We start from the raw sequence: 13,732 nt of genomic DNA, 5'->3' as shown, positions 1-13,732 counted from the left end.
GTGAGGGCATGATCCTTCAGAACATTCCCACGTCATTCCGGGGCGCGGAGGCTCGCCGATGATCCTTCCCGCACTGTTCTTCTATCTGTTTGCCGCGGTCTGCGTGGCGTCGGCCGTGATGGTGGTTGTGTCGCGCAACCCCGTTCATTCGGTGCTGTATCTGATCCTGGCCTTCGTCAACGCCTCGGGCCTGTTCGTGCTGATGGGCGCCGAGTTCCTGGCGATGATCCTGATCGTCGTCTATGTCGGCGCGGTCGCGGTGCTGTTCCTGTTCGTGATCATGATGCTCGACGTCGATTTCAGCGAGCTTCGCGAGGGCTTTCTCGAATACCTGCCGGTGGGTCTCGTGATCGGCGGCATCTTCATGTTCGAGCTTCTCTTGATAGTCGGCGCCTGGGTGATCAACCCCGCCGTCACCAAGACGATCACCGCGGCGATCCCGACCAATGTCTCCAATACCGAGGCGCTCGGACTCGTGCTCTATACGAAGTACATCTTCTACTTCCAGCTCGCCGGCCTCGTGCTGCTGGTCGCGATGATCGGCGCCATCGTGCTGACGCTGCGCCACAAGACGAATATCAAGCGGCAGAACATCACCGTGCAGAACGCGCGCACGCCGGAAATGGCGATGGCGCTGCGCAAGGTGTCGTCGGGGCAGGGGCTGCAGGAAGCTGATGCGGCGGAGTGGGTGAAATGACGATCGGGCTCGGACACTATCTCGCGGTCGGCGCGATCCTGTTCACGCTCGGGATCCTCGGCATCTTCCTGAACCGCAAGAATATCATCGTCATCCTGATGTCGATCGAGTTGATCCTGCTCTCGGTCAACATCAACCTGGTGGCGTTCTCGACCTTCCTCGGCGACATCGTCGGCCAGGTGTTCGCGCTCCTGGTGCTCACCGTCGCGGCCGCGGAGGCCGCGATCGGGCTTGCCGTCCTGGTGGTCTATTTCCGCAACCGCGGTTCGATCGCGGTTGAAGACGTCAATCTGATGAAGGGCTAACGCGCCGATGTACCAGGCAATCGTCTTTCTGCCGCTGCTCGGCGCCATTCTTGCCGGCCTGATTGCGATCGTCGGCGCGCATGGACGCAATCCGAGCGGCGACACCGTCGAGCATCACGATGACGGGCATGGCGCGGACGCTCACGCTGCCGAAGCCCATGACGCGCACGGTCATGATGATCACGGCCATGACGATCATCATGCTGCCGAACCGCCTGCCGCCGGCTCCCGCGCGGCCGAACTGATCACGACCGGACTGTTGTTCGTCTCGGCTGCGCTGTCCTGGTTCGCACTGGTCGATGTCGGCTTCCTGCACCACGACGCCCGCGTCACGCTATTTCCGTGGATCACCTCCGGCGACTTGCAGGTTTCCTGGGCGCTCCGGATCGACACGCTGACCGCGGTGATGCTCGTCGTCGTCAACACCGTGTCCTCGCTCGTGCACCTCTATTCCATCGGCTACATGGACGAGGATCCGTACCGGCCGCGCTTCTTCGCCTATTTGTCGCTGTTCACCTTCGCGATGCTGATGCTGGTGACCGCGGACAATCTGGTGCAGATGTTCTTCGGCTGGGAAGGCGTGGGCCTGGCGAGCTACCTGTTGATCGGCTTCTGGTATCAGAAACCGTCGGCCAACGCCGCCGCGATCAAGGCCTTCATCGTCAACCGGGTGGGCGATTTCGGCTTTTTGCTCGGCATCTTCGCGGTGTTCGCGCTGATCGGCTCGACTGATTTCGACACCATCTTCGGCGGCGCCGCAGGCCTGACCGGCAAGACCATCAATTTCTTCGGCTGGCATGTCGATGCGCTGACGCTGACGTGCGTTCTCTTGTTCATGGGCGCGATGGGCAAATCGGCGCAGTTCCTGCTGCACACCTGGTTGCCGGACGCGATGGAAGGCCCGACCCCGGTCTCGGCCCTGATCCATGCCGCGACCATGGTGACCGCCGGCGTCTTCATGGTGGCGCGGCTGTCGCCGCTGTTCGAGCTGGCACCGAACGCGCAGGCCGTGGTGATGTTCTTCGGCGCGACCACCGCGTTCTTTGCCGCGACCATCGGTCTGGTACAGAACGACATCAAGCGCATCGTCGCCTATTCAACCTGTTCCCAGCTCGGCTACATGTTCGTGGCGATGGGAGCGGGGGCCTATTCGGTCGGCATGTTCCATCTGTTCACCCATGCCTTCTTCAAGGCGCTGCTGTTCTTGGGCTCTGGCTCCGTGATCTACGCGATGCATCACGAACAGGACATCCGCAACATGGGCGGGCTGTGGCGAAAGATCCCCTATACCTACGCGGTGATGGTGGTCGGCACGCTGGCGCTGACCGGATTCCCGCTGACCGCGGGCTACTTCTCCAAGGACGCGATCATCGAGTCGGCCTATGCCTCGCACAATCCGTTCGCGTTCTACGGCTTTCTGCTGACCGTCTTCGCTGCCCTCCTGACCTCGTTCTATTCCTGGCGCCTGATCTTCAAGACCTTCCACGGTACGCCGCATGACGAGGAGCATTACGAGGCTGCGCATGAGAGCCCGATCTGGATGCTGATCCCGATCGGCGTGCTCGCGGTCGGCTCGATCGTGGCCGGCTTCCCGTTCAAGGAATTGTTCGCGGGCCACGGCATCGAGGAGTTCTTCCGCGACTCCGTGAAGATGAACCCGCATATCATCGAGGAAATGCACCATATCCCCGAGAGCATCGCCTTCCTGCCGACCGTCATGATGGTGCTGGGCTTCCTGATCTCGTATCTCTTCTACATCAGCCGGCCGTATCTGCCGGTCGAACTCGCCAAGCAGCAGCCGATGCTTTACCAATTCCTGCTCAACAAGTGGTATTTCGACGAGCTGTACGATCTGATCTTCGTGCGGCCCGCGAAGTGGATCGGCTACACCCTCTGGAAGAAGGGTGACGGCGCCATCATCGACGGCTTCGGACCGGATGGCGTGTCGGCGCGTGTGCTCGACGTCGCCCGTAACGCCGTGAAGATCCAGACCGGCTATCTCTACCACTACGCCTTCGCGATGCTGATTGGCGTCGCCGGCCTGATCACCTGGTTCATGTTCGGCCTGGGAGGCCAGTGATGACGACCTGGCCTATCCTTTCCGTTGTTACCTTCCTGCCGGCGCTCGGCGCGCTCTTGGTCTATCTGCTCGCACGGGGCGGGGATGAAGCGGCAAACCGCAACGCCCGCTGGATTTCGCTGTGGACCACGCTGATCACCTTCCTGATTTCGTTGATCCTGGTGGTGCGGTTCGATCCGGCGAACGCCGACTTCCAGTTTGTCGAGAAGGCGTCGTGGCTCGCCACCGGCATCAACTACCACATGGGCATCGACGGCATCTCGCTGCCGTTGCTGATCCTGACCACCGCGGTCATGCCGTTCTGCATCATCGCGAGCTGGAAATCGGTCACGCAGCGCGTGAGCGAATACATGATGGCGTTCCTGATCCTGGAAACGCTGATGGTCGGCACCTTCTCGGCGCTCGACCTCGTGCTGTTCTACCTGTTCTTCGAAGGCGGCCTGATCCCGATGTTCCTGATCATCGGCGTCTGGGGCGGCCCGCGCCGGGTCTATGCCTCCTTCAAGTTCTTCCTCTACACGCTGCTCGGCTCGGTGCTGATGCTGCTTGCCATCATGGCGCTGTACTGGAATGCGGGCACGACCGACATTCCGACCCTGATGCACACTGCCGTGCCGCACAACCTGCAGAAGTGGGCTTGGCTCGCGTTCTTTGCCTCCTTTGCGGTGAAGATGCCGATGTGGCCGGTGCACACCTGGCTGCCTGACGCCCATGTCGAGGCTCCGACCGCGGGGTCGGTGATCCTGGCCGCAATCCTTCTGAAGATGGGCGGCTACGGCTTCCTGCGCTTCTCGCTGCCGATGTTCCCGCTGGCGTCGCACGACTTCGCGCCGCTGGTCTTCACGCTGTCCGTCATCGCCATCATCTACACCTCGCTGGTGGCCCTGATGCAGGAGGACATCAAGAAGCTGATCGCCTATTCGTCCGTCGCCCATATGGGCTTCGTCACCATGGGCGTTTTCGCCGGGACCATGCAGGGCGTCGCCGGCGGCGTGTTCCAGATGATCTCCCACGGCATCGTCTCCGGCGCGCTGTTCCTCTGCGTCGGCATCGTCTACGATCGCATGCATACCCGCGAGATCGCCGCCTATGGCGGCCTGGTGAACCGGATGCCGCTCTATGCGCTGGTGTTCATGGTCTTCACCATGGCCAATGTCGGCCTGCCCGGGACCAGTGGCTTCATCGGCGAGTTCATGACGCTGCTCGGCACCTTCAAGGTGTCGCTGCCGACCACGGTGCTTGCGACCACCGGCGTGATCCTGTCCGCGGCCTATGCCTTGTGGCTCTATCGCAAGGTGGTGTTCGGCGCGCTGGTCAAGCCGTCCCTGATGAGCATCAAGGATCTGACGGCGCGCGAATGCCTGATCCTGTTCCCGCTGGTGGCGCTGACCATCCTGTTCGGCGTCTATCCAAAGCCGGTGCTCGACATGTCCGAGGCTTCGGTCCAGCAGCTCGTCAATAATTACACCACCGCCGTGACTGCCGTGAAGGCAGCCGCGCTGCTCCAGTAAGGCCTTAACCCATGAGCTTCTCGAGTGCAGGTTATCAGTTGCAGCCGGTGCTGCCCGAGCTCGTGCTCGCGGTCGGCTCGATGGTGCTGTTGATGATCGGGGCCTATCGCGGGCAGGGGACGACCCGGCTCGTGACCACGCTTGCGACGTTGCTGCTGATCCTCACCGGCGTGCTCATACTGATGCTGCCGTCCGGCAAGCTTGTGACCTTCGGCGGCAGCTTCATCGTCGACGACTTTGCCCGCTTCCTGAAGATACTCGCGCTGATCGGCTCGGCCGCAACCCTGATCCTGTCGACGGAATTCCTGTCCGATCCGTCGCGCCGCATCTTCGAGTATTCGATCCTGGTGCTGCTCTCCACCCTCGGCATGATGGTGCTGATCTCGGCGGGCGACCTGATCGCGCTCTATCTCGGCCTTGAGCTGATGAGCCTCGCGCTCTACGTCGTCGCCGCCAGCCACCGTGACAACGCCAAGTCAACCGAAGCCGGCCTCAAATATTTCGTGCTGGGCGCGCTTTCCTCGGGCATGCTGCTCTATGGCGCCTCGCTGATCTATGGCTTCACCGGCACCGTCAGCTTCGCCGGCATCGCGGCGGCGGCCACGACCGGCACGCCCGGCATCGTGTTCGGGCTGGTGTTCCTGCTCGCGGGCCTCTGCTTCAAGGTCTCGGCGGTGCCGTTCCACATGTGGACGCCTGACGTCTATGAGGGCGCGCCGACGCCGGTCACGGCGTTCTTCGCCTCCGCACCCAAGGTCGCGGCGATGGCAGTGTTCACGCGGGCGACGCTGACCGCATTCCCCGGCATCGTGCCGCAATGGCAGCAGATCCTGGTGTTCGTCTCCATCGCCTCGATGGCGCTCGGCTCGTTCGCCGCGATCGGGCAGAAGAACATCAAGCGCCTGATGGCCTATTCCTCGATCGGCCACATGGGCTTTGCGCTGGTCGGGCTCGCCGCCGGTACGGTGGAAGGCGCGCAGGGCGTGCTGATGTACATCGCGATCTATGTCGCGATGACGCTAGGCTCGTTCGCGATCATCCTTGCCATGAAGCGCAATGGGCAGGCGGTCGAGCAGATCAGCGATTTTGCCGGGCTCTCGCGCACCAATCCGCTGCTCGCCTTCTTCTTCGCGATGCTCTTGTTCTCGCTTGCCGGCATTCCGCCGCTCGCGGGCTTCTTCGCCAAGTGGTACGTGTTCGTCGCAGCGATCAAGGCCAACCTGTTCACGCTCGCCGTCATCGGCGTGCTCACCAGTGTGGTGGGCGCCTACTACTATCTCGCCATCATCAAGACGATGTATTTCGACGAGCCGGTCGGCAAGCTCGACCCGGTCCGGATCGAGTTGCGCGGGGTGCTGGCAGTCGCGGGCCTCTTCAACATCTTCTTTTTTGCCTATCCGGGACCGCTGGTCAGCGTTGCGACCGCCGCGGCGAAGTCGCTGTTCTAGATGCCGTTCACGCTTGGTCATCGCGCCACTTCCGCCGGCTACAGGCTAGCCGCCTTTGACCAGATCGGCTCGACCAATGCGGAAGCTCTAACCCGCGCCCGCGAAGGCGAGCGGGGGCCGATTTGGTTCGTCACGCCGGAGCAGACGGCGGGGCGCGGCCGGCGGCAGCGGGCCTGGATCGCGCCGCGCGGCAATCTCGCCAGCAGCATCCTCGAGGTGGTGGACGTGGCGCCCGCGGTCGCGGCGACGCTCGGCTTTGCCGCGGGGCTGTCGCTGGAGGCGGCGCTGCAGAAAGTGAGTGTCGAGGCAGTGCTGCGTCTGGGCCGGGCGGATGCGCTGAAGTTCTCGCTGAAATGGCCGAACGACGTGCTGGCCGGGGACAAGAAGCTCGCCGGCATCCTGCTCGAGGCCGAGATCGTGGCCGGCGGCGGCCTTGCCGTCGTGGTCGGCATCGGCACCAATGTCGTGGGGGCGCCAGAGGGCACGCCGACGCCCGCGACCTCGCTCGCTGCTCTTGGCGTGCATGTCAGCGCCGAGGAGCTGTTTGCCGCGCTTTCGGACGCCTGGGTGGAATTCCGCGGCATTTGGGACAATGGCCGCGGCTTTGCGGAAATCCGTCAGCTTTGGCTCGAGCGTGCCGCCCGGCTGGGGGAGAATGTGGCGATTCGGACGGGGAACGCTATTCTCGAAGGCACGTTCGACACCATCGATGAGACAGGTTGCATGATTATCCGGCTGCCCGACGGCAAGCACTTCCCCGTAACCGCAGGCGAGGTCTATTTCGGCACGACGGCCTCGGTGGGATCGGCCTGATGGCGCGGCCGGATGAACTGACTTTTGCGCCGCTCGGCGGCGTCGGCGAGATCGGCATGAACCTGTCGATCTATGGGCTCGGCAACCGCCACCAGCGGTCCTGGCTCGCGGTCGATCTCGGCGTCTCCTTCGGCGACGAGGAGCATCTGCCCGGCATCGACCTGATCATGCCCGACATCTCGTTCCTGGAGAAGGAACAGCAGAACCTGATGGGCCTCGTGCTGACGCACGCCCATGAGGACCACTTCGGCGCCATCATCGATCTCTGGCCGAAGCTGCAGTGCAAGATCTACGCGACCAAGTTCAGCGCGGCGCTGTTCGAGGCCAAATGCGCCGCCGAGCGCAACCCGCCGAAAATCCCGATCACCGTGGTGCCCTCTGGCGGGCGCGTCGATATCGGCCCGTTCAATGTCGAATTCATCCCGGTCGCGCATTCGATTCCCGAGTCGCATGCGCTCGCGATCCACACCGAGGTCGGCACGGTCTTGCACACCGGCGACTGGAAGCTCGACCCCACGCCGACCGTCGGTCCGCCGACCGATGAGAAACGCTTGCGCGAGCTTGGTGACGCCGGCGTGCTGGCGCTGGTCGGCGATTCCACCAACGCCGTGCGCGACGGGCGTTCGCCCTCGGAAGCCGAGGTGTCGAAGACCATCGCCGAACTGGTGAAAGGCGCGAAGGGGCGCGTCGCAGTGACGACCTTTGCCTCCAACGTCGCTCGCATCAAGGCGGTTGCCGACGCTGCGCGGGTGGCGGACCGCGAGGTCGTGGTGGTCGGCCGCGCCATGGACCGCGTGGTCCAGGTCGCGCGTGAGACCGGCTACCTCGATGGCGTGCAGAATTTCCGCGGGCCCGATCTCTACGGCCATTTCCCGCCCGACAGGGTGCTGGCGATCTGCACCGGCAGCCAGGGCGAGCCGCGCGCGGCGCTGGCGCGGATCGCCAAGGACGATCATCCCGAGATCACGCTCAACAAGGGCGATTGCGTGATTTTCTCCTCCCGCACCATTCCCGGCAACGAGAAGGCGGTCGGATCGATCATCAACGACCTGGTCGAGCAGGGTATCGAGGTCATCACCGACCGCGACCATCTGGTCCACGTCTCCGGCCACCCGCGCCGCGACGAAGTGCGCGACATGCTCTCCTGGGTGCGGCCGCAAGTTCTGATCCCCGTGCATGGCGAGGCGCTGCATCTGCACGAGCACGCCAAGCTCGCGCGTGCCGCGGGCGTGCCAAGAGTCATCGAGTGCCGCAACGGCGACCTGGTCAAGCTCGGGCCCGGCGAGCCCGGGATCATCGCTGAGCTGCCCTCGGGGCGCCTCTACAAGGACGGCATCATTCTGGAGGACGCCAAGTCGCGCGCCGTGGTCGAGCGGCGGCGGTTGGGATTTGCCGGCTGTGCCTTCGTTGCGATCGCCATGACGGCGCAGGGGGAATTGGCCGAGGATCCGGAGGTCGACCTGGTCGGCGTGCCGGAGAAAAATACCGCGGGCGAGGCGCTCGACGAGATCGTGTTCGATGTGGTGGTATCGACGGTGGAAAGCCTGCCACGGGCGCGCCGGCGCGATCCGGATTCGGTCGCGGAATCGGTGCGCCGCGCCGTGCGCGGGACCGTGAACGAGCATTGGGGGAAGAAGCCGATCTGCCTCGTTCACGTGTTGGTGGTCTGACGCCTGTTCGGCGAAGGCGGCGACAAGAACAAGCGTAACTACGAGGGAGAGACAACATGCTGGGCCGGCTCAACCACGTCGCGATAGCGGTCAAGGACGCCAAGAAGGCGGCCAAGATCTACGGCACGGCATTCGGCGCCGAGATTTCGGATGCGGTGCCGTTGCCGGAGCACGGCGTCATCACCGTGTTCGTGACCTTGCCCAACACCAAGATCGAGTTCATCGAGCCGCTCGGCGATGCTTCGCCGATCGCAAAATTCGTCGACCGCAATGCCGACGGCGGCATCCATCACGTCTGCTATGACGTGCCCGACATCATCGCCGCGCGCGACCGGCTGATCGGCGAAGGCGCGCGCGTGCTCGGCGACGGCCAGCCCAAGATCGGCGCCCACGGCAAGCCGGTGCTGTTCTTCCACCCGAAGGATTTTTCCGGTGCGCTGGTCGAGATCGAGCAGGCGTAGCGCCGGATTGGTTCTGATTGCATCAGAATCGATCAGGCTCTAGCTTCTACTTTGGCGCGTTTTCTTGACGCGAACCGGCATCCACTTCGCTTGAAAACGTAGAGCATGGCCTACAGCATCTCAACCGCATTCGCGATCTACTTCGTCTTGTGGTGGGTCGTGCTGTTCCTGACGCTGCCGTTCGGCGTGCGCAGCCAGCACGAGGAGGGCGGGGGTGTTGAAGGCACCGATCCCGGCGCGCCGATCATGGCGCGGATGGGCCGCAAGCTGCTCTGGACCACGCTGATCTCGGCGGTCATTTTTGCTGTTGCGATGTGGGCCTACAACGCCGGCTATCTCAGCATCGAAAGATTGTCGAAGCTGATGGGTACGCCATTTTAGCGCACGTTGTTTTTTAGACTAGTCCAGTGACCGGTCCGGATCTGTTTGAAAATGCTGCTGTGCGATGCAGCGGACACAGGCGCTTGACGCGAGCTGATCCCGCTGGAAGCAGGTTTACATTCGACCAAACTCGTGCAGACTGCCCGGCCTGGGAAAAAAGAGAAAATATGGTCGTGGCCGTTGGGAGGCAGCCCGGATTGTCGCATGTTTTCGCATTCTGACCATATCCGCGAAATCGAAAGCGTCAGTCTCGGCGCGGCAACCAACCGTGATGATATTGTTGTGCAGAGCTGGCTGCGCTGCATCAACCAACACCGGCTCGATCCGGCACAGGCTTGCGAAGCCTATATCGTGCCCGATACCGAGTTGCGTGAACACCGTCAGCAGTCGGAAGAACTCATATCGATCGCGCGGTCTGGACTTGAGAACCTGTTTCGGCAGGTCGCCGGCCAAAATTATGTGCTGCTGCTCTCGGATCGCCAGGGCGTGACGGTCGAATTTCTTGGAGATCCGCTGTTCGACAATAATCTGCGCAAGGCGGGGCTCTATCTTGGTTCCGAGTGGTCGGAATCCCGGGCAGGAACCTGTGCCGTCGGCGCCTGCATCGAAAGTGGGGATGCGCTAAGCATTCATCAGACCGATCATTTCGATAATACGCACACGCCGCTGTCCTGCACTGCTGCGCCGATCTACGATGTTCGGGGGGCGCTCGCGGCGGTGCTCGACATTTCGCTCCTGAGTTCTCCCATCAAGAAGGCAAGCCAGAATCTCGCGTTGCACCTGGTCACGGCGACCGTGCGGCGTATCGAGCTAGCCAACTTGATGGCGCAGGCAAGCCGGGAGTGGGTGCTGCGCTTCGCCCGGTCGCCGGAATTTCTGGACGTCGATCCCGAGGCGGCCATTTCCATCGACGGATCTGGACGCATCATCGGGATGACCAATGGTGGCGCCAAGATCTTGGCGCGTTCCGTGAGCCGCGACTGGCGCCAGTCCGGCGATCTGATCGGGCAGCCGATTTCACGCTTCTTTGAAATTGATATCAACGACCTGCCGAATTTGACACGGCAACGCCGGACGCAGGATCGCCTCGTCTTTGCCCGCGATGGCAACGCGCTGTTTGCCCATGCGATCGAACCGAACATCGCCGTGCGCGCGCCTACAAGCGTCCGGCACGAGATTCCAGCCTCGTTGCGCGATCTCGGCCGAGGCGATCCGCAAATCGGAGTTCTTCAGGTCAAGGCTGCAAAACTCGCCGCAAGGCCATTGTCGATCCTCATTCAGGGTGAAACGGGGACGGGCAAGGAATATCTCGCCCGTGCGATCCATGACAGCAGCGCCGTCAAGGGCAGGTTTGTAGCCGTCAATTGTGCGGCGATTCCCGAGCAGTTGATCGAAGGCGAATTGTTCGGTCATGTTCCGGGGCGTTCACCGGGGCCAACGCCAAGGGCCGCAAGGGTCTGATTGAAGAGGCTGACGGCGGCACGTTGTTCCTCGACGAGATCGGTGACATGCCGCTACCGCTCCAGAGCCGGTTGTTGCGTGTGCTCGCGGAGAAGGAGCTGATGCCGATCGGTGCGACCCGTCCGAAGCCGGTCGATGTTCGCGTGATCTCCGCCTCTCACCGCATGATCGAAACGCTCGTGAAGGACGGACGTTTTCGCGAGGACTTGTTTTACCGGTTGAACGCCGCAACGCTTTTCTTGCCTCCGTTGCGAGGGCGATCTGACTTTGCGTGGCTTCTGGGCAAGATCGTGGAGAGGCATCGGGCGAAGGAAGGCTCGCTGGCCGTGTCCCCGGCAGCGCTCGATGCGCTTGAGGCATACGCCTGGCCTGGCAATATCCGTGAGCTGGACAATGTTATCTCAGTCGCCGCAGCGCTCTGCCAAAATGGAGTCATCGAACCTCACGATCTTCCCGAGGCCTTGCTGAAAACGATCGGCGTCGCACAGGCGAAAGAACCGCATTCGCAGAAAACGATGCTGGAAACGGTGCTTGCGGCCTGCGGCGGGAATGTTTCGGAAGCCGCGCGCAGGCTGGGTGTCGACCGGTCCACCGTTCATCGTCAAATCAAACGATACGGTTTGAACCAACCTACCTGAAGTTGTCGCGGTGAGACTGCAACAGGTGTGGCATCTGTTGCAGGCCTTGCAACAGTAGCGCTCCCTGTTTCACCTGAAAACGAAGGATTTCTTCGGGTTTTGCCGTTGGCACGGCGATTGCTCCTTTCATTTGCAAGCATTCGTAAGAGTGCAACAGCAAATGGGAGGATTTTCATGTCATTCGATCTCGAGGGGCGCGCGATTGTCGTGACCGGATCCGGCCGCGGCATCGGCGAAGCCATCGCACGCGGCCTTGCGGCGGATGGGGCACTGCTGACGATCGCGGACATTGACGAAGGCAATGCTTCGACAGTCGCGGAAGGAATTCGCGCCGCAGGTGGCAAGGCGATCGCCGTCCGCGTCGATGTCACCGACCGCGACAGCGTCAAGGCCATGATCGCCGCGACGGTGAAGGCGCACGGCAAGCTGGATGTGATCTTCAACAATGCGGGCATAGCGCAGACGAAGCCGTTCCTGTCCATCACCGAACAGGATTGGCGCAGGGTCATGGATACCAACGGTCTTGGCGTTCTCATCTGCATGCAGGAGGCGATCAAGCAGATGATCGCGCAGGGCCACGGCGGCAAGATCATCAAAACCGCCTCCATCGCGGGCAAGCAGGGTTATGAGCCGCTGGCTCACTATTCGGCCAGCAAGTTCGGCGTCGTGGCGTTGACGCAGGCGGCGGCCCGCGCCTTCGGAGCTCAGAAGATCAACGTCAATGCGATCTGTCCGGGTGTCGTGGCGACGGACATGTGGAAGCTCATCGACAAGGGCTTCAAGGACGAGGGGTTGACCTCGCGCGACAACGAAGCCTTCGAGACGTTCTCTGCCGGGATTTTGCTCGGGCGTCCATCCGCGGCGGACGATCTCTGTGGTGTTGCGCGATTCCTGGCGTCATCCGCATCCGACTACATGACCGGCCAAAGTCTCGTCGTCGACGGAGGCATGGTTCTTATCTGAGGTCGCGCCGAGCTGAGGCGTCGGGCCTCGCCGCGACAAATGGAGCGGCGTTTTCTGTCGCTGCAATGAAAGGACTAGCAAAGGCGACGCCGTGAAATGAAGCGAACTCTGGACTCGGGACACTAGTGCGTTTGTGGAAAGCGGTTCGCGAAGAAATCGCATCAAAACAAAAACCAGAACCCCGGCTTGATTCCATCAACGCCGGAAAGGCTCCAGGAGGGAAACAAACATGCAGTATGCGATCGAGGTTGCGCCATTCCGGCTAAATTCGTCGGTCAAGGGATTGGCGTTGGTCTACGGGCTCACCATTCTTTCGTGTTTCATCGTCAACCTGATCGTCAAGGCGATGCCGATCGGACCATGGAGCAGCGATCAGATCAGCCAGATGTTCTGGCTACATAACGTCACCTGGCAATTGCTCAGTCTGTGGTGGGCCCTGCTGTCGATCGTATGTTGCGGCTGGCCGTTTGATCGAATCAAGAGCAATCTCGCGCGCGGATTTGTCATCGTTGCAGCTTCGTGGGTCTTGGGCTGGCTATCGGCAAAGTCGATCTACTGGAGCGGGCTTGGCGCGGATTGGATATTTCCGATCGTCGGATGCATCTTCTTCTTTCTGGCGTTCTTTTCATTCACGGGTGAGAACTGGATCGTGGCGGGTATGCCGCCGTACCGGCAGTTTTTCATTCTGCTGGTTCTGATCGGCTTCTGCACCTATCTCGTCACGAGCTCGGTGGTACGGTGGATACCGGCTTGGTGGTTTCCCTTCGTGCAGATGGGGGCCGCTACGGGACTCCTCGCATACTGGACGCGGGGGATGAAACAACCGGGTCGCGGGTTTACGCAGATGGCGATCCTCTTCCTGACCGTGCTTCTCTGCCTATGGGTCAGCCGCTACTTGGGGCTGTGGGATTCCGCTAAGCCCGGCGTCGGGAATTTCTGGTCCATCGGATACTTCACCGACGATCAATACTGGCTGCTGTGGTTCATGGTCGCCTGCTCGGTTACCTATGGCGTTTTGATCCCCATTCACAACTGGCCGTTCTCCCAGATTCCCATGCCGTGGGGTGGATTGGCGGCGTCCGGCTTTTGCCTCTTGCTCGCCTATCTGGTGACGAAACTCTTGTTCGACCTGATCGGGCCGGTTTTCGGCAACATCAGTGAAGCCTTCACCTACGGCTACATGGGCACGCACTGGTCCTTCATCGTTCCGATGCTGTTCGGCTACGGCCTGGCTGAGCCCTATCTCTGGAAGGGACAGAGGACGCCAGGTTCTTGGGACGATGTCCCGTGAGGATGAGAGAGGC

General features: G+C 62.0%; 11 protein-coding genes and 1 pseudogene. All 12 read left to right on the top strand.

Features of this window, described 5'->3' with window-relative positions; genetic code table 11:
* Positions 1 to 58 precede the first annotated feature (58 nt).
* Complete coding sequence (locus AAFX91_RS06450) at positions 59 to 697, top strand: NADH-quinone oxidoreductase subunit J (protein WP_130579987.1); 639 nt, start codon at positions 59 to 61, stop codon at positions 695 to 697.
* Positions 694 to 1,002 carry an NADH-quinone oxidoreductase subunit NuoK gene (nuoK, locus tag AAFX91_RS06445; RefSeq protein WP_027537255.1) on the top strand — a complete coding sequence of 103 codons (309 nt, stop codon included), beginning with the start codon at positions 694 to 696 and terminating at the stop codon, positions 1,000 to 1,002. Before AAFX91_RS06450 ends, nuoK begins: the two co-directional genes overlap by 4 nt.
* Positions 1,003 to 1,009: 7 nt before the next feature.
* Positions 1,010 to 3,082 carry an NADH-quinone oxidoreductase subunit L gene (nuoL, locus tag AAFX91_RS06440; protein WP_130579986.1) on the top strand — a complete coding sequence of 691 codons (2,073 nt, stop codon included), beginning with the start codon at positions 1,010 to 1,012 and terminating at the stop codon, positions 3,080 to 3,082.
* Positions 3,082 to 4,593, top strand: a complete 1,512-nt coding sequence (locus tag AAFX91_RS06435; protein ID WP_394565903.1) for an NADH-quinone oxidoreductase subunit M — start codon at positions 3,082 to 3,084, stop codon at positions 4,591 to 4,593. The genes nuoL and AAFX91_RS06435 overlap by 1 nt, the downstream gene beginning before the upstream one ends.
* A gap of 11 nt (positions 4,594 to 4,604) precedes the next feature.
* A complete protein-coding gene (nuoN, locus tag AAFX91_RS06430; protein WP_282528856.1) occupies positions 4,605 to 6,041 on the top strand; it encodes an NADH-quinone oxidoreductase subunit NuoN in 1,437 nt (478 codons plus the stop codon).
* Positions 6,042 to 6,854, top strand: coding sequence for a biotin--[acetyl-CoA-carboxylase] ligase (locus AAFX91_RS06425; RefSeq protein WP_394565902.1), 813 nt, complete (start codon positions 6,042 to 6,044; stop codon positions 6,852 to 6,854).
* Positions 6,854 to 8,524: a ribonuclease J gene (locus AAFX91_RS06420; RefSeq protein ID WP_394565901.1), complete on the top strand. Its 1,671-nt coding sequence runs from the start codon at positions 6,854 to 6,856 to the stop codon at positions 8,522 to 8,524. The genes AAFX91_RS06425 and AAFX91_RS06420 overlap by 1 nt, the downstream gene beginning before the upstream one ends.
* A gap of 56 nt (positions 8,525 to 8,580) precedes the next feature.
* Positions 8,581 to 8,985: a methylmalonyl-CoA epimerase gene (mce, locus tag AAFX91_RS06415; protein WP_130579982.1), complete on the top strand. Its 405-nt coding sequence runs from the start codon at positions 8,581 to 8,583 to the stop codon at positions 8,983 to 8,985.
* 105 nt (positions 8,986 to 9,090) lie between these two features.
* Positions 9,091 to 9,366 (top strand): DUF1467 family protein, encoded by a 276-nt coding sequence (locus AAFX91_RS06410; protein ID WP_130579981.1) that lies wholly within the window; start codon positions 9,091 to 9,093, stop codon positions 9,364 to 9,366.
* 204 nt (positions 9,367 to 9,570) lie between these two features.
* A pseudogene (locus AAFX91_RS06405) lies at positions 9,571 to 11,465 on the top strand (sigma-54-dependent Fis family transcriptional regulator).
* 174 nt (positions 11,466 to 11,639) lie between these two features.
* Positions 11,640 to 12,428, top strand: a complete 789-nt coding sequence (locus AAFX91_RS06400) for an SDR family NAD(P)-dependent oxidoreductase (protein WP_394565900.1) — start codon at positions 11,640 to 11,642, stop codon at positions 12,426 to 12,428.
* Between the two features lie 229 nt (positions 12,429 to 12,657).
* Complete coding sequence (locus tag AAFX91_RS06395; RefSeq protein WP_394565899.1) at positions 12,658 to 13,719, top strand: hypothetical protein; 1,062 nt, start codon at positions 12,658 to 12,660, stop codon at positions 13,717 to 13,719.
* Positions 13,720 to 13,732: the final 13 nt, after the last annotated feature.

The sequence above is a fragment of the Bradyrhizobium sp. 31Argb genome, assembly GCF_043638955.1.
GTDB lineage: Bacteria > Pseudomonadota > Alphaproteobacteria > Rhizobiales > Xanthobacteraceae > Bradyrhizobium.
The sequence above is the reverse complement of the archived record's forward strand: the minus strand, read 5'-3'. Positions and strand labels throughout refer to the sequence as shown.

Bases quoted from the DNA above. Each gene is read 5' to 3' on its own strand.
- nuoN (WP_282528856.1), top strand. From the start codon at position 4,605: ATGAGCTTCTCGAGTGCAGGTTATCAGTTGCAGCCGGTGCTGCCCGAG.
- nuoK (WP_027537255.1), top strand. From the start codon at position 694: ATGACGATCGGGCTCGGACACTATCTCGCGGTCGGCGCGATCCTGTTC.
- AAFX91_RS06410 (WP_130579981.1), top strand. From the start codon at position 9,091: ATGGCCTACAGCATCTCAACCGCATTCGCGATCTACTTCGTCTTGTGG.
- AAFX91_RS06425 (WP_394565902.1), top strand. From the start codon at position 6,042: ATGCCGTTCACGCTTGGTCATCGCGCCACTTCCGCCGGCTACAGGCTA.
- AAFX91_RS06450 (WP_130579987.1), top strand. From the start codon at position 59: ATGATCCTTCCCGCACTGTTCTTCTATCTGTTTGCCGCGGTCTGCGTG.
- AAFX91_RS06420 (WP_394565901.1), top strand. From the start codon at position 6,854: ATGGCGCGGCCGGATGAACTGACTTTTGCGCCGCTCGGCGGCGTCGGC.
- AAFX91_RS06395 (WP_394565899.1), top strand. From the start codon at position 12,658: ATGCAGTATGCGATCGAGGTTGCGCCATTCCGGCTAAATTCGTCGGTC.
- AAFX91_RS06400 (WP_394565900.1), top strand. From the start codon at position 11,640: ATGTCATTCGATCTCGAGGGGCGCGCGATTGTCGTGACCGGATCCGGC.
- mce (WP_130579982.1), top strand. From the start codon at position 8,581: ATGCTGGGCCGGCTCAACCACGTCGCGATAGCGGTCAAGGACGCCAAG.
- nuoL (WP_130579986.1), top strand. From the start codon at position 1,010: ATGTACCAGGCAATCGTCTTTCTGCCGCTGCTCGGCGCCATTCTTGCC.
- AAFX91_RS06435 (WP_394565903.1), top strand. From the start codon at position 3,082: ATGACGACCTGGCCTATCCTTTCCGTTGTTACCTTCCTGCCGGCGCTC.